At 59.4% G+C, this 23727-nt stretch carries 22 protein-coding genes; 8 read left to right on the forward strand and 14 right to left on the reverse strand.

Annotated elements, in window-relative coordinates:
• The first annotated feature begins 57 nt into the window (after nt 1-57).
• From GIW79_RS05505 to GIW79_RS05520, 4 genes are read left to right on the forward strand one after another with little or no spacing between them, the layout of a single operon-like run.
• On the forward strand, nt 58-843 hold the full coding sequence (locus tag GIW79_RS05505) for a transporter substrate-binding domain-containing protein (protein WP_034129021.1): 786 nt from the start codon (nt 58-60) through the stop codon (nt 841-843).
• 14 nt (nt 844-857) lie between these two features.
• Complete coding sequence (locus tag GIW79_RS05510) at nt 858-1526, forward strand: amino acid ABC transporter permease (RefSeq protein WP_054896001.1); 669 nt, start codon at nt 858-860, stop codon at nt 1524-1526.
• Nucleotides 1523-2173, forward strand: coding sequence for an amino acid ABC transporter permease (locus GIW79_RS05515; RefSeq protein WP_034129023.1), 651 nt, complete (start codon nt 1523-1525; stop codon nt 2171-2173). The genes GIW79_RS05510 and GIW79_RS05515 overlap by 4 nt, the downstream gene beginning before the upstream one ends.
• Nucleotides 2160-2897 carry an amino acid ABC transporter ATP-binding protein gene (locus tag GIW79_RS05520; RefSeq protein WP_054917093.1) on the forward strand — a complete coding sequence of 246 codons (738 nt, stop codon included), beginning with the start codon at nt 2160-2162 and terminating at the stop codon, nt 2895-2897. Before GIW79_RS05515 ends, GIW79_RS05520 begins: the two co-directional genes overlap by 14 nt.
• 4 nt (nt 2898-2901) lie before the next feature.
• On the opposite strand, the gene GIW79_RS05525 is transcribed toward GIW79_RS05520, so the two are convergent.
• The 5 genes from GIW79_RS05525 to GIW79_RS05545 form a co-directional block, all read right to left on the reverse strand.
• The gene (locus tag GIW79_RS05525; RefSeq protein WP_236452498.1) at nt 2902-3444 is read right to left on the reverse strand and encodes a hypothetical protein; all 543 of its coding nucleotides are present in this window, start codon (nt 3442-3444) and stop codon (nt 2902-2904) included.
• A gap of 10 nt (nt 3445-3454) precedes the next feature.
• On the reverse strand, nt 3455-5959 hold the full coding sequence (locus GIW79_RS05530; protein WP_268934239.1) for a fimbria/pilus outer membrane usher protein: 2505 nt from the start codon (nt 5957-5959) through the stop codon (nt 3455-3457).
• 6 nt (nt 5960-5965) lie between these two features.
• Nucleotides 5966-6667, reverse strand: coding sequence for a fimbria/pilus chaperone family protein (locus GIW79_RS05535; protein ID WP_268934241.1), 702 nt, complete (start codon nt 6665-6667; stop codon nt 5966-5968).
• Between the two features lie 105 nt (nt 6668-6772).
• Complete coding sequence (locus GIW79_RS05540; RefSeq protein WP_157717968.1) at nt 6773-7432, reverse strand: DUF1120 domain-containing protein; 660 nt, start codon at nt 7430-7432, stop codon at nt 6773-6775.
• 115 nt (nt 7433-7547) lie between these two features.
• On the reverse strand, nt 7548-8207 hold the full coding sequence (locus GIW79_RS05545; protein WP_054896005.1) for a DUF1120 domain-containing protein: 660 nt from the start codon (nt 8205-8207) through the stop codon (nt 7548-7550).
• Between the two features lie 755 nt (nt 8208-8962).
• Here GIW79_RS05545 and ppx point away from each other — a divergent pair.
• Nucleotides 8963-10465, forward strand: a complete 1503-nt coding sequence (gene ppx / locus GIW79_RS05550) for an exopolyphosphatase (protein WP_236452500.1) — start codon at nt 8963-8965, stop codon at nt 10463-10465.
• 139 nt (nt 10466-10604) lie between these two features.
• On the opposite strand, the gene ppk1 is transcribed toward ppx, so the two are convergent.
• Entirely contained in the window at nt 10605-12833 is a 2229-nt protein-coding gene (gene ppk1, locus GIW79_RS05555) for a polyphosphate kinase 1 (RefSeq protein ID WP_236452502.1), read from the reverse strand.
• Between the two features lie 18 nt (nt 12834-12851).
• On the reverse strand, nt 12852-13865 hold the full coding sequence (gene hemB / locus GIW79_RS05560) for a porphobilinogen synthase (protein ID WP_034129028.1): 1014 nt from the start codon (nt 13863-13865) through the stop codon (nt 12852-12854).
• A 208-nt stretch (nt 13866-14073) separates the two neighbouring features.
• Here hemB and GIW79_RS05565 point away from each other — a divergent pair, with 208 nt between their 5' ends.
• Nucleotides 14074-14709, forward strand: a complete 636-nt coding sequence (locus GIW79_RS05565) for a DedA family protein (RefSeq protein WP_034129029.1) — start codon at nt 14074-14076, stop codon at nt 14707-14709.
• On the opposite strand, the gene GIW79_RS05570 is transcribed toward GIW79_RS05565, so the two are convergent.
• Nucleotides 14690-15925, reverse strand: coding sequence for a sterol desaturase family protein (locus GIW79_RS05570; RefSeq protein ID WP_127880366.1), 1236 nt, complete (start codon nt 15923-15925; stop codon nt 14690-14692). The genes GIW79_RS05565 and GIW79_RS05570 overlap by 20 nt on opposite strands.
• Nucleotides 15926-16040: 115 nt before the next feature.
• Here GIW79_RS05570 and elbB point away from each other — a divergent pair, with 115 nt between their 5' ends.
• The gene (elbB, locus tag GIW79_RS05575) at nt 16041-16706 is read left to right on the forward strand and encodes an isoprenoid biosynthesis glyoxalase ElbB (RefSeq protein ID WP_089041512.1); all 666 of its coding nucleotides are present in this window, start codon (nt 16041-16043) and stop codon (nt 16704-16706) included.
• A 146-nt stretch (nt 16707-16852) separates the two neighbouring features.
• Here elbB and GIW79_RS05580 read toward each other — a convergent pair whose 3' ends face one another.
• The 5 genes from GIW79_RS05580 to abc-f all read right to left on the reverse strand — a co-directional run bounded on the left by GIW79_RS05580 (nt 16853) and on the right by abc-f (nt 22686).
• Nucleotides 16853-17308 carry a YaiI/YqxD family protein gene (locus GIW79_RS05580; protein WP_034129032.1) on the reverse strand — a complete coding sequence of 152 codons (456 nt, stop codon included), beginning with the start codon at nt 17306-17308 and terminating at the stop codon, nt 16853-16855.
• Nucleotide 17309: 1 nt separating this feature from the next.
• Nucleotides 17310-19205, reverse strand: a complete 1896-nt coding sequence (locus GIW79_RS05585) for an FTR1 family protein (RefSeq protein ID WP_054896007.1) — start codon at nt 19203-19205, stop codon at nt 17310-17312.
• 202 nt (nt 19206-19407) lie between these two features.
• Nucleotides 19408-20040 carry a LysE family transporter gene (locus GIW79_RS05590; RefSeq protein WP_005792425.1) on the reverse strand — a complete coding sequence of 211 codons (633 nt, stop codon included), beginning with the start codon at nt 20038-20040 and terminating at the stop codon, nt 19408-19410.
• Between the two features lie 169 nt (nt 20041-20209).
• Entirely contained in the window at nt 20210-20776 is a 567-nt protein-coding gene (locus GIW79_RS05595) for a mechanosensitive ion channel family protein (RefSeq protein WP_034129034.1), read from the reverse strand.
• Entirely contained in the window at nt 20776-22686 is a 1911-nt protein-coding gene (abc-f, locus tag GIW79_RS05600; protein ID WP_014720438.1) for a ribosomal protection-like ABC-F family protein, read from the reverse strand. The genes GIW79_RS05595 and abc-f overlap by 1 nt, the downstream gene beginning before the upstream one ends.
• A 50-nt stretch (nt 22687-22736) precedes the next feature.
• On the opposite strand from abc-f, the gene GIW79_RS05605 reads away from it, so the two are divergent.
• Nucleotides 22737-23201: a TIGR02444 family protein gene (locus GIW79_RS05605; RefSeq protein WP_054917104.1), complete on the forward strand. Its 465-nt coding sequence runs from the start codon at nt 22737-22739 to the stop codon at nt 23199-23201.
• Here GIW79_RS05605 and GIW79_RS05610 read toward each other — a convergent pair.
• On the reverse strand, nt 23198-23727 hold a 530-nt coding region (locus tag GIW79_RS05610), incomplete at its 5' end, for a hypothetical protein (RefSeq protein WP_236477359.1). The genes GIW79_RS05605 and GIW79_RS05610 overlap by 4 nt on opposite strands.

Consider the following 23727-nt stretch of genomic DNA (forward strand, 5'->3'; position numbering starts at 1 on the left):
ATGGGCTGTGCACTGGGCAAACTCAGAAAATTCCTTCGCCTTTTTCGGAGAGTTGCCATGACCAAGCGCTACAGCGCCCTGCTCACTGCCCTGTTTGCCAGCCTTATGCTGAGCCAGGCACCCGCCCAGGCGAATGGTCTGGATGACATCGTCGCTCGTGGCACGCTGAAGGTTGCCGTCCCCCAGGACTTTCCGCCGTTTGGCTCGGTGGGCCCTGACATGCAACCCCGTGGCCTGGACATCGACACCGCCAAGCTGCTGGCCGACCAACTCAAGGTCAAGCTGGAACTGACCCCGGTGAACAGCACCAACCGCATCCCGTTCCTCACCACCGGCAAGGTCGACCTGGTGATTTCCAGCCTGGGCAAGAACCCCGAGCGCGCAAAAGTCATCGACTTCTCCAACGCCTACGCGCCGTTCTACCTTGCCGTGTTTGGGCCGCCTGATGCCGCCATCGCCAGCCTCGACGACCTCAAGGGCAAGACCATCAGCGTGACCCGTGGCGCCATCGAAGACATCGAGCTGACCGCGGTAGCGCCCAAGGAAGCCACGATCAAGCGTTTTGAAGACAACAACTCCACCATCGCCGCCTACCTGGCCGGCCAGGTCGACCTGATCGCCAGTGGCAACGTGGTCATGGTGGCCATCAGCGAACGCAACCCCAAGCGCGTACCGGCACTGAAGGTGAAACTCAAGGATTCGCCGGTGTACGTAGGCGTGAACAAGAACGAGCCGGCGCTGTTGGAAAAGGTCAACCAGATCCTGGTCGCGGCCAAGGCTGACGGTAGCCTGGAGAAAAACGCCATGCAGTGGCTCAAAGAACCGCTGCCTGCCGACCTCTGACGCGGAGCTCAACGATGGCCTATCAATTCGACTTTGTGCCGGTGCTGGCCAATACCGACCTGCTCCTGCGTGGCGCGCTGTTCACCCTTGAGCTGACGGCCATTGGCGCCCTCCTCGGCGTGGCACTGGGCACTGTCGGCGCCGTGGTACGGGCGTGGAAGATCCAGCCGTTTGCATGGCTCTTTGGTGTGTATGTCGAGTTGATCCGCAACACGCCGTTCCTGGTGCAACTGTTCTTCATCTTCTTCGGACTGCCGTCCCTGGGGTTGAAAATCACCGAATGGCAAGCCGCCGTGCTGGCGATGGTAATCAACCTGGGGGCGTACTCCACCGAGATCATACGTGCGGGTATCCAGGCCATCCCACGGGGGCAACTGGAAGCGGCCGCGGCGCTGGCAATGACGCGCTTCGAGGCGTTCCGCCATGTGGTGTTGCTACCAGCCCTGGGCAAGGTGTGGCCAGCCCTGAGCAGCCAGATCATCATCGTGATGCTCGGCTCGGCGGTGTGTTCGCAGATCGCGACTGAAGAGCTGAGCTTTGCCGCCAACTTTATCCAGTCGCGTAATTTCCGGGCCTTTGAAACCTATGCCCTGACCACCCTGGTGTACCTGTGCATGGCGCTGATGATTCGCCAGTTGCTCAACTGGATCGGCCGACGGTTTGTCATGAGGAACAGCCGATGAGTGATTTTTCGTTCTGGGACATCGTGCGCAACCTGCTTACCGGCCTGCAATGGACGCTGCTGCTATCACTAGTGGCGTTTGTGGGCGGCGGCCTGATCGGCTTACTGGTGATGACCCTGCGCATCAGCCGCAAAGCGTTCCCACGCAACATTGCCCGCGCCTATATCGAACTGTTCCAGGGCACGCCACTGCTGATGCAGCTGTTCCTGGTGTTTTTCGGCGTTGCCCTGCTCGGCGTGGACATATCGCCCTGGCTGGCAGCGGCGATTGCGTTGACCCTGTTTACCAGCGCTTACCTGGCTGAAATATGGCGCGGCTGCGTCGACTCCATTGCCCACGGCCAATGGGAAGCCTCGGCCAGCCTGGCCCTCAACCCGCTTGAACAACTGCGCTACGTGATCTTGCCCCAGGCGCTACGTATTGCTGTCGCGCCGACAGTGGGCTTCTCGGTGCAGGTGGTCAAAGGCACCGCCGTGACCTCGATCATCGGCTTCACCGAACTGACCAAGACGGGCGGCATGCTCGCCAACGCCACCTTCGAACCCTTCATGGTCTATGGCCTGGTGGCCCTCGGTTACTTCCTGCTTTGCTACCCCTTGTCCCTCAGTGCGCGCTACCTGGAAAGGAGACTGCATGCCTCTGCTTAGAATTTCTGCCCTGCATAAGTATTACGGCGATCACCACGTGCTCAAGGGCATCGACCTGACGGTGGACGAAGGCCAGGTGGTGGCAATCATCGGCCGCAGCGGCTCGGGCAAGTCCACCTTGCTGCGCACCCTCAATGGTCTGGAGTCGATCAACGACGGCGTTATCGAAGTCGATGGTGAGTACCTCGACGCGGCCCGCGCCGACCTGCGCAGCCTGCGGCAGAAGGTCGGCATGGTGTTCCAGCAATTCAATCTGTTCCCGCACCTGACCGTGGGCGAGAACGTGATGCTGGCGCCGCAAGTGGTGCAGAAAGTGCCAAAGGCCAAAGCGGTGCAGTTGGCAAAGCAGATGCTGGATCGGGTAGGCCTGGGCGAGAAGTTCGACGCTTTCCCTGATCGACTGTCCGGTGGCCAGCAACAGCGAGTCGCCATTGCCCGCGCACTGGCCATGTCACCCAAAGTGCTGCTGTGCGATGAAATCACATCGGCCCTGGACCCGGAGCTGGTCAATGAAGTACTCAGCGTGGTGCGCCAGTTGGCTAAAGACGGCATGACCCTGATCATGGTGACCCACGAAATGCGTTTTGCCCGGGAGGTTGGGGATAAGTTGGTGTTCATGCACCAGGGAAAGGTGCATGAAGTGGGCGATCCGAAAGTGCTGTTTGCACATCCGCAATCTGCCGAGCTGGCAAACTTCATCGGCAGCCATGGATCACCTGCCTGAGGACTCAGCCACCGGACACCAGCTCGAAACGCCCATTGCCCTCGTATGTGGTTTTATTGCCAACAGCAGTGGCTGTGCTCGATAGCCAGGTGTCTACTTGCACCTGCGCCGAAAAAGCGTGGCCTCTGGCAGGGACTCCGCCGACCAGCACTACCAGAGATTGGCCTGGGCGTAGCTGGGCGTCCCGTTCGGTAGGGTTGTGCCATTGCGCTAACTCGATGGGTTTACCGTCGAGTTGAGGATGCTGAAGCGTCAGGTTGAAAAAGCCCTGGCGGCCGAACCTGTAGCCAGTCTCATTGGCCGGCACGCCTTGAAAACGTAGCGCAATCACCGCAGCCTCCACGCAGATCACGTTCAGACGTACCATACGCTTTCCCAGCGAAGCACCCCGATTTTCGAGCTGTTCGCCTGGGCGAAGCAGGCCGTAATCGATGATGGGCTGGCTCAGGGACAGGCGGCAGTTCGCAGCACTTGCCGGCGCTGCCAGTAAAAGGCAGCTCAACAACAGCCCCAAGCCTTTGAGGCACCCGATACGCCACTCGTTCATGCGGGCCATCTCACCGACAGACCGCCGAAGCGGTTTCGTAGAATTTGCCATTATAGGTTTGCTCCGGAAGGTCGAGTTGCAGCGCGCAGGACACTGTGCTGGAAGAGACTTTAAGGGACTGGGGGGCGTCGACGTTGCTGAGAAAAATCATCCCATCCCCAACCACCGTGGTCAGCAATGCATTTTCTGGCCCCAGCACGGCAGCGCCCTGAGGCAATGGTTTGCCGTGTATATCCGTAGCGCGCAGCAGTACCCGGCGTACGTTGATTACTTCGAAATCGACCCTGTTGAAGGATCCACGGCCCGCTTCCAGGACCTTGGTACCGTTCTTGATATCCATCTGGCGAGGTAGGCTTTTGCCTTCCAGTTCCAACACGCTCGATTGATAAGCCGGCAAACTGGCGATCACAGCCTTGCCCCACGGGTCGGTCCAAACCGGCCCTTGAGGTGTGGTAAGACGAGCACCGGCAACCTCGCCCACCGAGACCACGCCAAACGTGTCCTCAACCCGATACGGCGACAATGTGAAACCTTCAGAATGGGCGACCACCGCCCCTTGCAATTGCCCGGAGTAACTGGTGCTGGACGAGTCACGATTCAGCCCCAGCCCCACTTGCGCGTAACGAGAAGACGCGTTGAGCGTGCCGCCCAGGGTGTGCTCACGATGCCCTGCGAAGTCTCTGTCGCTGCGTATCTGGTAGTTCAGCGTCTCGTCGACACGCTCATCATAGGCAGTGCCGATACTGGAGCGCTCTCCCTGACGTCGAGCGAATGCGCTGAGGCTCCGATCACGGCCCAAGGGAACACTGACCTGCAGTCGAATACCCAATCCGTCATCGTTCCGGTCATCGGCACTGTTGGACTGGCCAATCTGAGAGTCCACGGTCACACCGACGCTGGCATATCTGAAGCTCTTGTTCCACGTGCCGTAGATATTCTGGGTAATCCGGCTCTTGAAATCGGCCCCCCGGTTATAACCGATTGAGAAGCCACCCAACTGAGGGTCCGCCCAACTGAATCCTACGGTGTACTGGTTCTTGAATCGCGAACCATCCACATCGTTTACATGAGGCGTCACTGTATCGATGACGTCACGATAGCCCGGTGTCTGCGCAGTGGCACTCAAGGACATCTGTACATTCGCAGGCAGGCCGACGCTCACAGACACACTGTTGCGCGCGCCTTGTACGTTTGTTGAATGATCCCGGGACAAGTTGTTACGCACCCCCAGGGAAAAGCGCTGGGAAAAGCTGCTGTCCAGGGCAAGCCCCACCGCATTGTAGCTATCGGTACCTTGTACCCCTGCGCTGACCGCGCTGTCCTTGCCCACAGCCCACGTACCACTGGCCATGGCCAGCAGGGGCTCTTTGGCCCCTCTCCCCTCCACCTCGCGGATCTTGCCCAAAGAAGCTGTATATCCAGACTTCACGGGGACCACTGCGCGGAACGTAGCAGCCGGCACGATAAAACTGCGCTGCCCGCCCTGGGTCTCTATCACCGTGACCTGAAGGTCGCTGGTGCCGTTGAGCAAGGGCAGATTGGTCAGCGTAAAAGGCCCCTCAGGAACGACCGTGGTATAGATCAACGCGCCGGATTGCCGTACTTCCACCCGTGATTGGCTCAGGGCTCGCCCCTCGACTACCACGCCATTGTGACTGCCACCACTTTCAATACCATCGGGGAAAATCTGCGCGCCCGTCAGTTGTACTCCCCCAAACACCGGGTTATTGCTCGATATCTGACCGACCTGGAAGGTCGAAGCCAAAGGCAAGAAATCCCGTTGTGCATAGGCGAAAAGGTGTTCGGCCGTTGTGCGGCGATCGTTGGAAATATAAAGCTGGCGGCTACGGGCAATCCAATCGCCAAAATTGAAGCCCACCTCTGTGGAGGCTGAAAGATACCGATATGTATCCGCCCTGGAATGACTGTTGATTGCCTGGACGTCGTAATTGAGTAGCGCTGCCGTGCCTCCGCGCGCATAGCTGCCGGAGTCTCGCTGAACGTCTCGCAGCGCTTGCGTAGGCACCACCAACGACACCTCTTCGTTGCCAGGACGCAATGTCGTTACTGTCTCAGGGTATTCGGCTTTGAAGTCATGACAGGCTTGCTCGGGGGGGACACTTTTGTCGATCACCGAGGAAGGTACCCGCAAGCTGCCACGATCAAGCAAACTACGGGTAAAACATAGCTCGCCTTCTTTATCGAACCGAGCATCCGTCAAGCCTATCCGCTCACCGTTGACGTGCAGGTCCACGACCCTCACACCCTCACTGAAACGTGGCGCATGACGAAAATAGTGGGCAACCGAAGGGCTGATACCCCGCGCCTGCAGCGTTTCCAAGTCGAACCCGGAAATGCTCGATACACGGGCGGCAGAAGCATCCGTGACCACCACCGCCATCATTGCCATGCACACCGACAGGCTCAGCCCGCTTCGCCTGAAAAGCGCCTCACGCTTTTGTACATGATTCAAGTCGTCGGGAGCTGCACCGAAATTGCCATTGGTTGTGTTCATGAACGGTCACGGCGCATTCGTGATGAGCAGCGCATCGTAGCTATCGACAGCGAAGCCGTAGACGGTCGCGGGTTCAAGGGTGACCGAGGTCGCACCGGGTACAGGCTTGTCCAAGGCCACCTGCAACACTTCGCCAGGCAGCACGTAGGTACGAGCAAGGCTGGCCGTCACTCGTTGCGGATTAAGACGGACGTCTGCCGCCAAGCGAACTACGTAGGGGCTGTCGTTGCGCACATTCAAGACGTTGGCCTGAAGATGCCAGGTCAGTAACTCCCAAGGCGCATCGTTCTTTGGCAAGCCTTTGGGATGCAGGATCAGCGGAAGGTTCTGCCGAAGGCTGATACCAATGGTCGCACCGGAACCAGGTTGTGCCTGAGGAATTCCTTCGAAGGACACACGCTTCAGGCGCTGGGTCTTGAGTGGTTCGGTGCCTATTGAAAGAAACCGCACCATCTGACGCTCTCCTGCATCCACACGTGTGACCGGTGGGGTGACAACAATCAGTTGCTCGGTATCTTCCGGGACATCCTCGATAACCGAGTGCAGCAGTGCCGGACTGCTATCCGTATTGGTGACGTTAATGCTGACTTCACCTTCTGCCTCATGTAGCACAATGACGGTGGTATCAGGACGCATACCGTCGGCGAACAGCACCGCCGGCAAGAAAAAACCTATTAACAAGCATGATTTAAGAAATCTTTTAACCATCACTTCACTACCCACTTGTGCGCACAGGCTTTGCGAAAGAAATATTGGCCGACACAAAGCCCGCTTAATAAAGCGTGGCTCTGCTCGGCCCCTTTCCGAACCTAGTTATAGATAGCGCAGCTCTAAAGTAGCCTGACCGTCCAGATTAATCTGATTACTCATATTTAACTCTGATGTTTTATTGATAACAGGCAACACTTCAATTTGGCCTGCCACCGTATTAAGCTTGATAGGTGCGTAGACATTTCCTGCCCGCCAAGCCGTAAGGTTGGAGGTATGGCCGACGGCTTGGGTGCTATTCGTATGCCAATATCCGCCATTATTCTCGGAACCAACAATCCCCACCGCTACACCGTCCGCCACAGAATTACGTAAGTGGATCAGATACCCACCAATCTTTTGCCCTTGGGACGTAGCACCCAATCCGAAGTTATAAATATCTTTATAATTACTGCCAAAAAGACTGAGCATCATGCCGGGAATTCGAGAGCTTGCACGATTGTCCGACGCCCTGATCGCCACCGTTGTCTTGACATTGCTGGCACACTTGATCGAATAAGGCGTTGTCTTTTTAGCCAACTGTGTATAACGCGTCGGGCTCAGGGAATTCGGGTCAATCCTTCCGTAGTCAAAAACCGAATTGGTTATCGTGAAACTGCAGCTGACGGGGGCAATCGTTCCTTTCACACTCAGGTCAGCAGCTTGAGCATGAAAACCAAGGGACGCCAAGCACGCGACACTCATTACAAACATCGTCTTATTCATTTTTAGCACTCTCAACATAACGATAAATATCAGATCAAACCCGATGACAATTAGGCCTGCGCTATCACCCACACACCGATGCGAATTATCTGATCAAGGAAGTACGAATAGGAGCCTAGAGGTAACGAAGCTCCAAGGTTGCGTGACCGTCCAACTCAATTTTACTGCCCACATCGAGCGCGGACTTTTTATTAATAAAGGTGATAATCTGAATATTCCCCGATACCGAATTAACCTTAAGTGGTGTTTGCGCTCCTGAACCACCCCACCAGGCAATGACATCGCCGCCTTGACCCAACGCGTTACTTCGATAGTTCGTCCATGTATTGCCATTGTCTGCGGAAGTCACTGTACGGACGGTTCGCCCATCAGCAATAGAGTTTTGAACATGTACGGCATAACCCCCTATTTTTTGTCCTTTGGACGACAAACCCAATCCATAGTTGTAGTTATCAGTGTAGCCCTGGTCTATTGAGCTAACGATACCTGGCACTTTGCTGGATGAACGATTATCCACTGCCTTGAGCCCAACCGCAGTAAGTGCACTTCCCTCGCATTTAACAGCGAACGGCGTAGACTTCGCCGTCAAACGCGTATACTGAGTTTCGCTTAGGCTCGACGGCCGGATATCACCATAATCGAAAACGGCATTAGTCATTGTAAAACTGCAACTGGCAGGAACAATGGCCCCCTTTACGCGCAACTCTGAGGCCTGAGCACTCAGACTAGCCACCGAAAGCACCATACCTGCCACCAAAACAAACTTTACTTTCATGATCTTACATCCTGCATAGACATAGAAATGGATTCGCTAGCAAAAAACCGATATCGCTCATCACTAAAACTGCCGACACAACAACTATCGGAAATAACACAGCTCTAGCGCAGGCTGCTTGCCATCGAACTCATAGTGTTAAACTGCAACGGGCGGGGCCATTAATACCCTTCACTCATAGATTGGCTGCTTCGACGCTTAAATCTACAGCAGCCAGAAGCAGTCCCGCCGGCACTGACCCTTTGCTCTTCATCTGAGCACCTTAATTTCCTGAACATGTAAAAACAGCACCTATAGTCAGCGATGTGAGGTGTTCACTTGTTGAACCCCACACGCATAACTACCCCCTTGCACAAGCCCTGAGCGACAAATAATTACCGCCACGGCTTAATTGCCGACCGGCAGTATCGGCGCCACACATAAATAATTAAGCCGGAAAAATACCTCAATCAACGTAAGACAGCTCTGCGAAAACGGCTCACATTTAGATTGTTTACTGTAGGAGCAAACACAAAAAACCAAGACAAATATGCATACACATGTAGGACTAAGTTGACCATCCAGAAATTACGCACACTGCAAGTTATGAACTACAGCGACTCCTGACCCAATAACACAGCTATCGCAACCACCTCCTACAAGCGGCATTCACAATTTCTGATGAGTGATTGGGGAAAATTCCTCTGGCACTACGCGTTGGCGCCAGCCGTCGATCGTGGCACGATGGCAAGGTTATCGACCGAGACCCCCAAACCATGCCGCAATCCCAAGCCAAGAATCTGTCCTTGATCGCCGCCATCGACCTGGGCTCCAACAGCTTTCATATGGTCGTGGCCAAGGCTCAGAACGGCGAGATCCGCATCCTTGAGCGGCTCGGCGAGAAGGCGCAACTGGCCGCCGGGATCGACGACGAGCGCAAGCTCAATGAAGAATCCATGCAGCGCGGACTCGATTGCCTCAAGCGTTTCGCGCAACTGATCAACGGCATGCCCCCTGGCGCGGTGCGTATCGTTGGCACCAACGCCTTGCGCGAAGCGCGCAACCGCAACGAATTCATCCATCGCGCCGAGGAAATCCTCGGGCATCCGGTGGAAGTCATCTCGGGCCGTGAAGAGGCACGCCTGATCTACCTCGGCGTGTCCCACACCCTGGCCGACACGCCCGGCAAACGCCTGGTGGCAGACATTGGCGGTGGCAGCACCGAGTTCATTATCGGCCAGCGTTTCGAACCCCTACTGCGTGAAAGCCTGCAGATGGGGTGTGTGAGTTTCACCCAGCGTTATTTCAAGGATGGCAAGATCACCCCGGCGCGTTATGCCCAGGCCTACACCGCAGCGCGTCTGGAAATCATGAGCATCGAACATGCCTTGCACCGCCTGACCTGGGATGAAGCCATCGGCTCGTCCGGCACCATCCGTGCCATTGGCCTGGCCTTGAAGGCCGGTGGCCATGGCACCGGTGAGGTGAACGCCGAAGGCCTGGCGTGGCTCAAGCGCAAGCTGTTCAAGCTGGGGGATGCAGAGAAAATCGACTTCGACGGCATCAAGCCCGACCGTCGCGCCATTTTCCCTGCGGGCCTGGCGATTCTCGAAGCCATCTTTGACGCCCTCGAACTGCAACGCATGGACCACTGTGACGGCGCCCTGCGCGAAGGTGTGCTCTACGACCTGCTGGGCCGGCACCATCATGAAGACGTGCGAGAGCGCACCCTCAGCTCGCTGATGGAGCGTTACCACGTCGACCTGGAGCAAGCCGCCCGCGTCGAGCGCAAAGCCTTGCACGCCTTCGACCAGGTGGCCGAGGACTGGGACCTGGAAGACGGCGTCTGGCGCGAGTTACTCGGCTGGGCAGCCAAGGTGCATGAGGTCGGCCTGGACATCGCCCACTACCATTATCACAAGCACGGCGCGTACCTGATCGAACACTCGGACCTGGCCGGTTTCTCGCGGGAAGACCAACAGATGCTCGCGCTGCTGGTACGCGGCCATCGTCGCAATATTCCCAAGGACAAGTTTGCCGAGTTCGGTAAAGACGGCATCAAGCTGATCCGCCTGTGTGCGCTGCTGCGCTTTGCAATCCTGTTCCACCACATCCGCGGCACCCAGGAAATGCCCCAGGTCAAACTGCACGCCGATGGCGATAGCCTGGAAGTGATGTTCCCCAAAGGCTGGCTGGATGAAAACCAGCTGACCCAGGCGGACTTCGCCCAGGAAGCGGAATGGCTGACGCGGGTAGGGTTCAGCCTGAACCTGCGCTAAGCAAATCTAAAAGCATTCTGCAGAACAAATGTGGGAGCGGGCTTGCTCGCGGATGCAGTGGATCAGTCACCAGATGCATTGACTGACACACCGCATTCGCGAGCAAGCCCGCTCCCACATGGAATTGCGTATGCCTGGGCTAGTTCACCGTCAGAATCGGGCTACCCAACTTCTCCAGCAACGTCGCCTGCGCGCTGCGCGGGTTCTGGTTGCCGGTCGGCGTGTTACGCACGTAGCGCCCATCCGACTGCAGGCTCCAGCTATGGGTGTTGTCGGTCAGGTAGCTTTCCAGCTCCTTCTTGACCCGCATGATCAGCTTCTTGCCTTCTACCGGGAAGCAGGTCTCCACACGCTTGTCGAGGTTGCGTTCCATCCAGTCGGCGCTGGAGAGGAACATCTGCTCTTCGCCGCCGTTGAGGAAGTAGAACACGCGTGTGTGCTCCAGGAAGCGGCCGATGATCGAGCGCACGTGGATGTTATGCGACACGCCCACAATGCCGGGGCGCAGGCAGCACATGCCACGCACCACCAGGTCGATGCGCACACCGGACTGGCTGGCCTTGTACAGCGCGCGGATGATCTTAGGATCGGTCAGCGAGTTGAACTTGGCGATGATGTGCGCCGGTTTACCGTCGAGAGCGAACTGGGTCTCGCGGGCAATCATGTCGAGCATGCCCTTCTTGAGGGTGAACGGCGCGTGCAGCAGCTTCTTCATGCGCAAGGTCTTGCCCATGCCGATCAACTGGCTGAACAACTTGCCGACGTCTTCACACAGCGCGTCATCGGATGTCAGCAGGCTGTAGTCGGTGTAGAGCTTCGCGTTGCCGGCGTGGTAGTTGCCGGTACCCAAGTGGGCGTAACGCACAATTTCACCGGCCTCACGGCGCAGAATCAACATCATCTTGGCGTGGGTCTTGAAGCCGACCACGCCGTAGATCACCACCGCACCGGCCGCTTGCAGGCGGCTGGCCAGTTGCAGGTTGGACTCCTCGTCAAAGCGCGCCCGCAACTCGATCACCGCGGTGACTTCCTTGCCGTTACGCGCAGCATCCACCAACGCATCGACGATTTCCGAGTTGGCACCGCTGCGGTACAGGGTCTGGCGCACGGCCAGGACGTGCGGGTCCTTGGCAGCCTGGCGCAGCAGGTCGACCACCGGGGTGAACGACTCGAAGGGGTGCAGCAGCAGGATGTCCTGCTTGCTCACCACGCTGAAGATGTTCTCGCTGTTTTGCAAAAGTTTCGGGATCTGCGGAGTGAACGGCTTGTATTGCAGCTCCGGGTGACTGTCCAAGCCGGTGATGCTGAACAGGCGCGTCAGGTTTACAGGGCCGTTGACCTGGTACAGCTCCGACTCGGCCAGGTTGAACTGCTTGAGCAGGTAGTCCGACAAATGTTTCGGGCAGGTGTCCGCCACTTCCAGGCGCACCGCATCGCCATAGCGCCGCGAGAACAGTTCGCCGCGCAGGGCACGGGCCAAGTCTTCAACGTCTTCGGAGTCCAACGCCAGGTCGGCGTTACGAGTCAGGCGGAACTGGTAGCAGCCCTTGACCTTCATGCCCTGGAACAGGTCATCGGCGTGCGCGTGGATCATCGACGACAGGAATACATAGTTGTCGCCAGCGCCCCCTACCTCTTCCGGTACCTTGATGATCCGAGGCAACAGACGCGGCGCTGGAATGATCGCCAGGCCCGAATCGCGGCCGAAAGCGTCGATACCTTCGAGTTCGACGATGAAGTTGAGGCTCTTGTTCACCAGCAAGGGGAACGGGTGCGTCGGGTCGAGGCCGATAGGCGTGATGATCGGCGAAATTTCGTCCCGGAAGTAACGGCGCACCCAGGTCTTGATCTTGGCGGTCCAGTGACGACGACGAATGAAGCGGACCTGATGCTTTTCCAGCTCCGGCAGCAGGATGTCGTTGAGGATCGCGTACTGGCGGTCCACATGGCCGTGCACCAGCTCACTGATACGCGCCAGGGCCTGGTGCGGTTGCAGGCCGTCGGCACCGGCTTGCTCACGGGCGAAGGTGATCTGCTTCTTGAGGCCGGCAACACGGATCTCGAAGAACTCGTCCAGGTTGCTGGAGAAAATCAGCAGGAATTTCAGCCGTTCCAGCAAGGGGTAGGACTCATCCAGCGCCTGCTCGAGCACGCGGATGTTGAATTGCAGTTGTGACAACTCGCGGTGGATGTACAGGCTGCTGTCATCCAGGTTGGTGACCACTGGCACTGGCACTGGCGCCGGCGCAGGCGCTTCGGCCACCACCGCAGGCGGTGCAGGCTCCAGCTCCGGCGGGGTCTGGGCGACTTGTTCAACCACCGGGTGAGCGTCTTTTACGGCAACTTCTGAGAGTCCTTCGGTATTCATCGAGTGTTCCTGTGAGGGCTATTGTTGCTCTCTAAGCAATTGGGCGGCGCGGGCGGCGAAGTAGGTCAGAATGCCATCAGCGCCGGCACGTTTAAAGGCAGTCAGGGATTCGAGGATCACCCCTTCACTCAACCAACCATTCTGGATCGCCGCCATGTGCATGGCGTATTCACCGCTGACCTGATAGACAAAGGTCGGCACCTTGAATTCCTCTTTGACCCGGTAAAGAATGTCCAGGTAAGGCATCCCCGGCTTGACCATCACCATATCGGCGCCTTCGGCCAGGTCGGTGGCCACTTCGTGCAGGGCTTCCTGGCTATTGGCCGGGTCCATCTGGTACGAGGCCTTGTTGGCCTTGCCCAGGTTCAGCGCCGAGCCTACCGCATCGCGGAATGGGCCGTAGTAGGCGCTGGCGTATTTGGCCGAGTAGGCCATGATCCGCACATTGACGTGACCGGCCAGCTCAAGGGCTTCGCGAATCGCCTGGATGCGTCCGTCCATCATGTCCGACGGTGCAACCACCTGGGCGCCCGCAGCCGCGTGGGACAACGCCTGCTTGACCAGTGCATCGACGGTGATGTCGTTCTGAACATAACCGTCTTCGTCAAGAATGCCATCCTGGCCGTGGGTGGTGAAAGGGTCCAGGGCCACGTCGGTGATCACGCCCAGCTCCGGGAAACGCTCGCGCAGGGCACGGGTGGCACGCTGGGCAATCCCCTGGGGGTTCCAGGCTTCGGCGGCGTCCAGGGTCTTGAGTTCGGCCGGGGTCACCGGGAACAGCGCCAGCGCCGGGATGCCCAATTCGACCCACTTCGCCGCCTCTTCAAGCAACAGGTCAATGGTCAGACGCTCCACACCCGGCATCGACGCCACCGCTTCCCGGCGATTTTCACCGTCGAGCACGAAAACCGGCAGGATCAGATCATTCGTGGTCAGTACATTTTCACGTACCAGGCGACGAGAAAAATCATCACGACGATTGCGACGCAGACGGGTGGCGGGGAACAGGCGATTGGCAGGGGTAAAGCTCACGACAGACTCCTGAGCCCGTGTTTACGGGCGAGCGTTGCAGTTATAAGCGGCCATTATGACGAATGAATGACAGTTGTGCTTATCGACACGACCTGTAGTCCCATTCGTCATTTGCGTAGGAATTGTTCACTTCGTGACACATCTCGATACTTTCATGAATCTTCGTGAAGGCGTAGGCTGCGCGTTCATTTCGCCAGCACCCTAGACCATGCTTCAACAATTTCTGCATGACTTCGGCTACTTTGCCCTCTTTCTCGGCACGTTCTTCGAAGGCGAGACCATCCTTGTACTCGCAGGCTTCCTGGCGTTCCGTGGCTACATGGATATCAACCTGGTGGTGGTCGTTGCCTTTTTTGGCAGCTACGCCGGCGACCAGCTCTGGTACTACATGGGGCGCAAGCACGGCCGCAAGTTGCTGGCGCGCAAGCCGCGCTGGCAACTGATGGGCGACAAGGCACTGGAACATATCCGCAAGCATCCGGATATCTGGGTATTGAGTTTCCGCTTCGTATACGGGTTGCGCACGGTGATGCCCGTGGCGATTGGCCTGTCCGGCTACCCACCGTTGCGCTACCTGGTTCTGAACGGTATTGGCGCGGCGATCTGGGCCGCGGCACTGGGGGCGGCAGCCTATCACTTCGGCGCAGTGCTGGAAGGAATGCTCGGCAGCGTCAAGAAATACGAGTTGTGGGTATTGGCCGCCTTGCTGGTGCTGGGCTTTGGCCTGTGGCTGCGCCGTCGCTTCAAGAATGCCCGCATCGCCCGCCAAGCCTGTGCCGAGGCCAAGGCTCGGCTGGCTAACGAGCCAGCCTCGGTCGAAACGCCTAAGACACCAACCGAGTAAGCCGGCTTCTGCAACAGTAGAGGCCGATGATGCTGAGCAGGCTGTAGCTCGCCAGGCCCAGCCAGCCCAGGTTGCTGGCGGGCCACAACCCCACCAGCGGCGCCAGCCATACCAAGGGAACATTCAGCGCCAGGCGCGCCAGCTCGGCCTTCAGCGCCCATGGGCGATTCTCCAGCGCCACGCCCAGGGTAAACAACCCCAGCGCCATCGTGCCCCAGCCAAGGACCAGCGCCGTGGAGGGCAAGCCCTCACCGAAATTCATCAGATAACTGCCAAACCCTACATAGGCCGCAAACTGCAAGGCGATGTAGACCTGTTGGCGCACATCCAGCGGCACCTCGAATTTGCGGAACTGACTCAGGTCCGGCTTGGCCATCGGGTACTTGGCCTTGACGTCCGCCGGGCGCCAGCCGGTGCGCATGAACCAGATACGCAGCTTGTCCCACCAACGCTCAGTACGCCGGGCGTCACTCCAGAGTTGCGCATAAAACTGCAGGTTGGCCCACAGCGGGTTCCAGCTGGCCAAGGGTGTGGTCACACCGAAAATCACCGGTTCGTTATCGTCTTCCTCCTGGAAGGTACCGAACAGTCGGTCCCAAATAATGAACACCCCGCCGTAGTTGCGATCCATGTAGAGAGCGTTCTGCGCATGGTGGGCCCGATGATTGGACGGTGTGACGAAAAACCATTCGAACCAGCCAAGCTTGGGAACATGGCGTGTATGGACCCAGAATTGATACAGCAGGTTGAGCGACGCCACGCTGATAAACACCACCAGTGGCACACCAACCACCGCCAGGGGCAAGTAGAAGATCCAGCTCAGCAGGAAACCGGTGCTGGTCTGGCGCAAAGCGGTGCTGAGGTTGTAGTCCTCGCTCTGGTGATGCACCGAATGCGCGGCCCACAGTATGTTGCGCTCATGACCCATGCGGTGCAGCCAGTAGTAGCAGAAGTCATAGAACACAAAGGCAAACACCCAGGTCCAGGCACTCTGGCCAGGCAATTCGAACAGCGCCAGGTGCTCGATGGCGAACGCGTAGGTCAGCAGGCCCACGCCCTTGGTGAGCAAGCCTGTGGTGGTGGACAGCACTCCGGTGCTGAGGCTGTTGATGGCATCCGCCACTCGGTAGTTGCGCACGCCACGCCAACGGTCGGCCAGCAACTCGACCACGATCAGGGCAATAAAAAACGGTACTGCGTAAGGCACAAAGTCCATGGGCTAGTCCGGTCTATTTTTGTTACATCAAGATTAGGTGCAGCGACGTGAGTTCCCATTGGCAAGAGGTTACAAATTAGTAGACATTTAACGCCATGAATCAGGAGAAATGCCCATGAGCAAAAAGATTGCAGTGATCCTTTCCGGCTGTGGCGTGTACGACGGCGCAGAGATCCATGAAAGCGTGATCACCCTGCTGCGCCTGGACCAGCGCGGCGCTCAAGTGGAATGCTTTGCACCCGACGTTGCGCAGTTGCACGTGATCAACCACCTCACGGGCGAAGAAATGCCCGAGTCTCGCAATGTGCTGGTGGAATCCGCGCGCATCGCTCGAGGCACCGTGAAGGATATTGGCCAAGCCAACGCCGCAGACTTTGACGCGCTGATCGTGCCGGGCGGTTTTGGCGCGGCCAAGAACCTGTCGAACTTTGCCGTGGAAGGCGCCGGCTGCAGCATCAACCCCCAGGTGCTGGCACTGGCTGAAGCCTTTGCCGAAGCGGGCAAGCCGGTGGGTTTGATCTGCATTTCGCCGGCCCTGGCCGCCAAGATCTACGGCCCTGGCGTGACCTGCACCATCGGCAACGATGCCAGCACCGCCGCAGCCCTGGACAAGATGGGCGCCACCCACGTCGAATGCACTGTGGAGGATATCGTCGAGGACCAGGCGCGCAAGCTGGTGAGTACACCGGCCTATATGCTGGGCAAGAACATCAGCGAGGTGGCGTCCGGCATCAACAAGCTGGTGGATCGGGTATTGGAATTAACCCACGAAAACGACTGATGGGGATGCACCTGTGGCGAGGGAGCTTGCTCCCGCTGGGTGGCGAAGCCGCCCCATCTAAGCTGACGCGGTGATTCAGATAAAACACTGACGACGGCTTTGGGGCTGCTGCACAGCCCAGCGGGAGCAAGCTCCCTCGCCACAGATCAGGCTGGTTTCATCAAGCGGGTAAGAATTCGGTCCAGCGCATTGGCAAACGCCTGCTTGTCCTTTTCGCTGTGGGGCGGCGGGCCGCCGCCCATCTGGCCTTGCTCGCGCAGGTCGGTGAACAGGTTGCGCACCGCCAACCGCTCGCTCATGTTCGCAGGGCTGAACTCCTTGCCACGCGGGTCGAGGGCCGTGATGCCCTTCTTCACCAGTCGATCGGCCAAGGGCACGTCGCTGCAAATCACCAGTTCGCCGGGCACGGCGTGCTCCACCAGGTAATCATCGGCGGCATCCGGCCCGCTGGGCACCACGATCAGCTTCACACAGGCAAAGCTAGGCTTGATCTGGCTTTGCCCTGCGACCAGCACCACCTCAAACTGGCGCTTGAGGGCAAACTTCACCACTTGGTCCTTGGCCGCCCGAGGGCAGGCGTCGGCGTCGATCCACACGCGCATGCTACGCCGCCGCCCGGTGCTTTTCGGTCAGGCGGCTACGGCCATACAACACCACAATCGCCAGGATCGCCACGGCCTGTGCCCCCAACGAGTACGCATCGGCGTGGATGCCCAGCCAGTCGAAGTCAAAGAACGCCACTGGCCGCGTGCCGAAAATGCCGGCTTCCTGCAAGGCTTTCACACCGTGCCCGGCGAACACCACCGACAGCGCACACAGCAATGCGGCGTTGATGCCAAAGAACAGCGCCAGGGGCAACTTCGCCGAACCGCGCAGGATCACCCAGGCCAGGCCCACCAGCAGCACCAGCGCCGTGGCACCACCGGCCAGCACCGCGTTGTGCCCGGCAGGGCCGGCCTGCAGCCACAGGGTTTCGTAGAACAGGATCACTTCGAACAGTTCGCGATATACCGAGAAGAACGCCAGCACGGCAAACCCGAAACGCCCACCGCCGCCCACCAGGCTGCTCTTGATGTAGTCCTGCCAGGCCGCCGCGTGACGCCGGTCGTGCATCCACACGCCGAGCCATAGCACCATCACACTGGCAAACAACGCCGTGCAGCCCTCAAGCAACTCACGCTGGGCGCCGCTGACGTCAATGACATAGGCCGCCAAGGCCCAGGTACCCAAACCCGCCAACAGCGCCAGGCCCCAGCCGACGTTGACGCTGCGCACCGCCGATTGCTGGCCGGTGTTACGCAGGAAGGCGAGGATCGCGGCCAGCACCAGAATCGCTTCCAGGCCTTCACGCAGCAGGATCAGCAAGCCGGAGATATAGCTCAACGACCAGCTCAGGCCATCGCCGCCCAGCAAACCAGCCGATTCAGTGAGTTTGCCTTTGGCTGCATCCAAGCGCTGCTGCACCTGCTCGATAGGCAAGCCGTCCTGCAACGATTGCCGATAGGCCATCAGGGCCTTCTCGGTGTCTTTGCGCACATTGGCATCGACGTTATCCAGGGAGCTTTCCACCAGCTCGAAGCCTTCCAGGTAGGCTGCGACGGATAGATCGTAAGCCTGCTCATGGTCGCCGTTGCGGAAAGCCGCGAGGCTCTTGTCCAGGGTGGCGGCAGTGTAGTCGAGCAACTGCGCGGGGCCACGCTGAACCTGCGGCGGCTGCGCACGCTGGGCGCGGAATGTCGTGGCAGCGTCAGGGCCGTCAGCGGCGAGTACTTCAGTGGGGGTCTGGCGGGCCAGGTCGGCGAGGTTGAATGTCTGCTCGCCTTTGGCAGCGGCCGGGTCGGCCGTGAAGCCGGCGATATAGGTTGCCAGGTCCCAGCGCTGGCGGTCGTCCAATTGGTCAGCGAACGACGGCATGTCGGTGCCTTCGACGCCCAGGCCGAGGGTGTTATAGATCGCGTAGAGGCTCAGGCGGTCCAGGCGCGTTGCATCGCGCAGGTTAGCCGGCGGTGGGGTCATGCCCACGCCTGCCGGGCCATCGCCGGCGCCCGTTGTGCCGTGGCACACCGAACAATGCTGGGCGTAGAGCGGCGCGCCGCGCGTCGGGTCCGGCGTGATGGCCGGGGCCTGGCTGACTTCATACGCCACGGCCAGCTTGGCGCCCAATTGACGAGCCTGGCGGGCAACGCTCGCGCCGTCCTGGTGGGCAGTGACCGCGGCCAGCAGCTCATCAACGCCCTTTACCAGCTCGGCGCGCTCAGGCTTGTCTGGCAACTCCGCCACCAGCCCCTGCAATACCCCGAGAAACTCGACTTGTTCGCGGTATTCAGAGTCATCCACCACCTTGCCCGCCTCTACCGTCGGTGGGTAGTCGGCGCCAATGTAGTCAAGCAAATGCAGGGCTTGCGGCGCGCCCTCGGCGGTCGCGGCCGACAGATTGAGGCTGCACGACAGCAATGCCGGCAACAGCAGCCAGGCGAGAAAGCGGAAAGGGGCGGTCATGAATGAATCTCAAGTGGAAATACGAAGTAACACTATTGTTGAGCTTTAATGGATTCGACTCAAGGTGTTATTTCTTATCACCCTAAAACCAATGTGGGAGCGGGCTTGCTCGCGAATGCGGTGCTTCAGTCACTATTTTCTTTGACTGATATACCGTATTCGCGAGCAAGCCCGCTCCCACATTTTTGAGCCAGTCGCTTGGTCAGGCCGTGGCGCGATGCAGGCTGGCAAGGAAACCGGCAGCGCCGACAAACAAGCCAGCAAAGGTGCGGTTCACACGTTTCTGTTGTTTAGGCGTACGCAACAGGCGCAAGACTTTCGAGGCCAACCCTGTGTAGCCCGCCATCACGATCATATCGACGCTGATCATGGTCGCACCAAGGATCAGGTACTGGATCAACAACGGCGCCTGCGGGTTCACGAACTGCGGCAGCACCGCCAGCATGAACACCAACGCCTTGGGGTTGCTGGCGTTGACCAGAAAGCCGCGGAACATCATCGCCATCGGTTTGCCGATCGGGCGTACGGCGGCGTCATCGGTCATGTCCATGGGCAAAGCGCGCCATTGCTTGATGGCAAGGTACACGAGGTAGGCCACGCCGAACCATTTGATCGCATAGAACGCAGTAGACGAGGCCGCCAGAATGGCCCCCAAACCACCGGCGACCACAGCAATCTGCATCGCCAGGCCAAGTTGCAGGCCGATGGCGTTCCAGTAGCCACGCACAAAACCGTACTGTAGGCCGCTGGACATCGAGGCGATGGCACCGGCGCCAGGAGAAAGGGAGATGATCCAACTGGCCAGGAAAAAGGCCAGCCATGTATCGAGAGCCATTGCACACCTCGCAAGGGAGTTAGCGGTTGTGCCTTAAGCTAACTCCAGCGACCAAAGGCTGGCTACAGATTTCTGCAGGAGAGAGCTTGCTCGCGAAAAATGCACAGGCGATGCGGGCTGACTGCAAGCGCTGCGTTATCGTTGACGGTCTTCGCGAGCAAGCTTGCTCCTACAGGATGTTGGTGCCAGAGCCGGGCCAACGGCGTACCGAGCGCTGGAAGAACAGACTATTGGGCACCTGCACCATCGCGCTGTTGGTCCCGGCTTCCTCGACTTCGATCAGCGTGGTGTAGAGCAAGTTGATCGCCACGACCCGGCCCTTCACGCCCGGCTTGTCGACGGTGTCCACCAGCTCGACGATATCACCCAGGCGAAACGGCCCGACGGTAAAGATCAGGATCGCGCACAGCAAGTTGGACAGCACCGACCACATGGCGAAGAACGCCACGGCCGCCACCGCGACAAAGCCGGACAGGGCCGTCCACAACACCGTGGCCGACACACCCAGGCGGCCCAATACAAAGATCAGTGCACTGCCCATGATCAGCCAGCGCAAGCCGCCGCGCAGGGGCATCAGCAATTGCGGCGGAAGCGGGTAGCGCTCACCCAGGCGTGTCAGGCCTTTGGCGACAAAGCGCTGGGCCAGGTAGCCGGCCAGCAGGATCAGCAGGATTTGCACGCCAATCCAGATGGGCTCGATCCATTGCACCGGGACTGGCAATTGCAACGCTTCCATCAGGACAGCGCCTCCAGCTCCGCTTGCAGGGTTTCGAGCAATTCGAGGGCCTCCATCCAGGTTTCCTCCAGTTGCCCCTCGCGCACCTTGAGCTTGGCCTGTTCGGCCAGCAGGTCACGCAGCTCGTCCTTGCGCGCCGCCTCATACACGGCGCTGTCGCCCAGGCTGGCTTCGATCTTGGCCAGGCGCTCATGCACCTTGCCCAGTTCGGCTTCCAGCTTGTCGGCCTCACGCTTGTGCGGCGCCAACTGCTGGCGCAGCGCGGCGGCGGCCTGGCGCTGGGCTTTCTTGTCAGTCTTGTCCGGGTTGACCGGCGTGTTGCTGGCCGGCGCATTGCGCAGGCGGTATTCCGTCAGCCAGCGCGCGTAGTCGTCCAGGTCGCCGTCGAACTCTTCGACCTTGCCGTCGGCGACCAGCAGGAAATTGTCGGTAGTGCTCTTGAGCAGGTGACGGTCGTGAGACACCACCAATACCGCACCGCTGAACTCCTGCAGGGCCATGGTCAGCGCCAGGCGCATTTCCAGGTCCAGGTGGTTGGTCGGTTCGTCGAGCAGCAACAGGTTCGGGCGATCCCACGCGATCAGGGCCAGGGCCAGTCGGGCTTTTTCGCCACCGGAGAAATTCAGCACAGGTTCGTCAATGCGCGCGCCACGGAAGTCGAAACCGCCAAGGAAGTCGCGCAGGGTCTGCTCGCGCTCGGTCGGCGCCAGGCGTTGCAGGTGCAACAGCGGGCTGGCCTTGGCATCCAGGGAGTCCAGTTGGTGCTGGGCGAAGTAACCCACCACCGTGTTCTCGCCACGGGTCAGGCGGCCGGCCAGCGGCTCAAGCTCACCCGAGAGGTTCTTGATCAGTGTCGACTTGCCTGCACCGTTCGGGCCGAGCAAACCGATGCGTGCGCCCGGCGTGAGCTGCAGCTTGACCTTCTCAAGGATGGTTTTGTCGCCATAGCCAAGGCGAGCGTCCGAGAGGTCCAACAGCGGGCTGGAGATCTTCACCGACTCACGGAAGACAAAGTCGAACGGCGAATCGACGTGGGCCGCCGACAGCTCTTCCATGCGTTCCAGGGCCTTGATCCGGCTCTGGGCCTGGCGGGCCTTGGTAGCCTGGGCCTTGAACCTTGCGATGTAGCTTTCCATGTGCGCACGTTGCGCCTGTTGCTTTTCAAAGGCCTGTTGCTGCTGGGCCAGGCGTTCGGCACGCGCGCGTTCGAACGCGGTATAGCCGCCACGGTAAAGGGTGATTTTCTTCTGTTCGACATGGGCGATGTTATCGACCACGGCGTCGAGGAAATCCCGGTCGTGGGAAATCAGCAGCAAGGTGCCCTGGTAACTCTTGAGGAAGTCTTCCAGCCACAGGATCGCATCGAGATCCAAGTGGTTGGTCGGTTCGTCGAGCAGTAGCAGGTCCGAGGGGCACATCAGCGCTTGGGCCAGGTTCAGGCGCATGCGCCAGCCGCCGGAGAAGTCGGCGACCGGACGGTCCATCTGTTCGTTGGTAAACCCAAGGCCGGCGAGCATCTTGCGAGCACGGGCGTCGGCGGTATAGCCGTCGGCGCTGTCCAGCTCCGAGTGCAGGCGCGCCTGTGCGGCACCGTCCTGGGCTTTTTCGGCCTCAGCCAGGTCGTGCTGCACCTGGCGCAGGCGCAGGTCGCCATCGAGCACGTAGTCGATGGCGATACGGTCCAGGGTGTCGATCTCCTGGCGCATATGGGCAATGCGCCAGTCGGCCGGCAGCAGGCAGTCCCCCGAATCCGGGGTCAGCTCACCCAGCAACAAGGCGAACAACGTGGATTTGCCGGCGCCATTGGCTCCGATCAGGCCGGCTTTGTGACCGGCGTGCAGGGTCAGCTCGGCGTCTTCGAGAAGACGTTGCGGGCCACGCTGTAATGTTAGGCTTTGAAGTCGGATCATAATGGCGGCGGAGTCTACCAGCTTCGTTGGCCGCTGGCTTGGGTGTGAATATGTGCGCTGACCTGTGGAGCTTTGCCCTTTCGACCTACGCCCGCCCGGGCGTGGAGGCCGCTTGCCTGCGCTTGCAGGAGCAAGGGGCAGACGTGTGCCTGTTGTTGTGTGGTGCGTGGCTGGAATGGCGAGGTGTGGCATATAAGCCCGAACGGGTTCAGGCACTGCAGCAGATTGCCCAGCCGTGGCGGGTGCAGGTTGTCGAACCCTTGCGACAAATGCGCGGGCAATGGCGAGCCTTGGCCCAGCAGGATGCGCAATTGGCATTGCTACGAGAGCAAGTCAAGACACTGGAACTGGAGGCCGAAAGAACGCTGCTGGCGCGCTTGGAAGCGCTGGCGCAGGCGTGGCCGATCAATGAGGTGCCGGGTCAGCAAGAATGGCTTGAAGGCCTGGCGACCGAAGCCGCCAACCTTGACCACGACGCGCTGCTGCAATTGCGCGCCATGGCCACCAACGCTTAGGAAGCGCTGGTTGGGGTGGTGCTTGGCGCTACCGGTGCAGGGGTGCTGCTGGCCGATGCAGTTGGAGCGGTGGCTGCTGCCGGAGTAGCAGTGGGTGCTGCTGGAGTAGCTGGCTTTGCGGGCGCTGGCTTGGCAGCGGGCTTCGCGGCCGGTTTGGCGGCAGCAGGTTTAGCAGTTGGCTTAGCGGCTGGTTTGGCAGCAGCGGGTTTAGCGGCCGGTTTGGCAACTGCCGTTTTAGCGACTGGCTTGGCAGCTGGTTTGGCAGCAGCAGGTTTAGCAGCTGGCTTCGCGGCTGGCTTGGCAGCAGCAGTTTTAGCGGCTGGCTTAGCGGCTGGTTTGGCAGCAGTAGTTTTAGCAGCTGGCTTAGCGGCTGGTTTGGCAGCAGCAGTTTTAGCAGCTGGCTTAGCGGCTGGTTTGGCAGCAGCAGTTTTAGCAGCTGGCTTAGCGGCTGGTTTGGCAGCAGCAGTTTTAGCGGCTGGCTTCGCGGCTGGTTTGGCAGCAGCAGTTTTAGCAGCTGGCTTCGCGG

The sequence above is a fragment of the Pseudomonas sp. PA-7-1E genome, from assembly GCF_021605325.1.
Lineage (GTDB): Bacteria > Pseudomonadota > Gammaproteobacteria > Pseudomonadales > Pseudomonadaceae > Aquipseudomonas > Aquipseudomonas fluorescens_BV.

What these genes read in the sequence shown, in the direction of transcription:
- GIW79_RS05515 (WP_034129023.1), top strand. Translation starts at nt 1,523, where the DNA reads ATGAGTGATTTTTCGTTCTGGGACATCGTGCGCAACCTGCTTACCGGC.
- GIW79_RS05535 (WP_268934241.1), bottom strand. Translation starts at nt 6,667, where the DNA reads ATGGTTAAAAGATTTCTTAAATCATGCTTGTTAATAGGTTTTTTCTTG.
- GIW79_RS05525 (WP_236452498.1), bottom strand. Translation starts at nt 3,444, where the DNA reads ATGAACGAGTGGCGTATCGGGTGCCTCAAAGGCTTGGGGCTGTTGTTG.
- GIW79_RS05590 (WP_005792425.1), bottom strand. Translation starts at nt 20,040, where the DNA reads ATGGCTCTCGATACATGGCTGGCCTTTTTCCTGGCCAGTTGGATCATC.
- GIW79_RS05545 (WP_054896005.1), bottom strand. Translation starts at nt 8,207, where the DNA reads ATGAAAGTAAAGTTTGTTTTGGTGGCAGGTATGGTGCTTTCGGTGGCT.
- GIW79_RS05570 (WP_127880366.1), bottom strand. Translation starts at nt 15,925, where the DNA reads ATGGACTTTGTGCCTTACGCAGTACCGTTTTTTATTGCCCTGATCGTG.
- GIW79_RS05605 (WP_054917104.1), top strand. Translation starts at nt 22,737, where the DNA reads ATGTGCGCTGACCTGTGGAGCTTTGCCCTTTCGACCTACGCCCGCCCG.
- GIW79_RS05540 (WP_157717968.1), bottom strand. Translation starts at nt 7,432, where the DNA reads ATGAATAAGACGATGTTTGTAATGAGTGTCGCGTGCTTGGCGTCCCTT.
- ppx (WP_236452500.1), top strand. Translation starts at nt 8,963, where the DNA reads ATGCCGCAATCCCAAGCCAAGAATCTGTCCTTGATCGCCGCCATCGAC.
- GIW79_RS05595 (WP_034129034.1), bottom strand. Translation starts at nt 20,776, where the DNA reads ATGGAAGCGTTGCAATTGCCAGTCCCGGTGCAATGGATCGAGCCCATC.
- ppk1 (WP_236452502.1), bottom strand. Translation starts at nt 12,833, where the DNA reads ATGAATACCGAAGGACTCTCAGAAGTTGCCGTAAAAGACGCTCACCCG.
- abc-f (WP_014720438.1), bottom strand. Translation starts at nt 22,686, where the DNA reads ATGATCCGACTTCAAAGCCTAACATTACAGCGTGGCCCGCAACGTCTT.
- GIW79_RS05585 (WP_054896007.1), bottom strand. Translation starts at nt 19,205, where the DNA reads ATGACCGCCCCTTTCCGCTTTCTCGCCTGGCTGCTGTTGCCGGCATTG.
- GIW79_RS05530 (WP_268934239.1), bottom strand. Translation starts at nt 5,959, where the DNA reads ATGAACACAACCAATGGCAATTTCGGTGCAGCTCCCGACGACTTGAAT.
- elbB (WP_089041512.1), top strand. Translation starts at nt 16,041, where the DNA reads ATGAGCAAAAAGATTGCAGTGATCCTTTCCGGCTGTGGCGTGTACGAC.
- GIW79_RS05510 (WP_054896001.1), top strand. Translation starts at nt 858, where the DNA reads ATGGCCTATCAATTCGACTTTGTGCCGGTGCTGGCCAATACCGACCTG.
- GIW79_RS05565 (WP_034129029.1), top strand. Translation starts at nt 14,074, where the DNA reads ATGCTTCAACAATTTCTGCATGACTTCGGCTACTTTGCCCTCTTTCTC.
- GIW79_RS05520 (WP_054917093.1), top strand. Translation starts at nt 2,160, where the DNA reads ATGCCTCTGCTTAGAATTTCTGCCCTGCATAAGTATTACGGCGATCAC.
- GIW79_RS05505 (WP_034129021.1), top strand. Translation starts at nt 58, where the DNA reads ATGACCAAGCGCTACAGCGCCCTGCTCACTGCCCTGTTTGCCAGCCTT.
- GIW79_RS05580 (WP_034129032.1), bottom strand. Translation starts at nt 17,308, where the DNA reads ATGCGCGTGTGGATCGACGCCGACGCCTGCCCTCGGGCGGCCAAGGAC.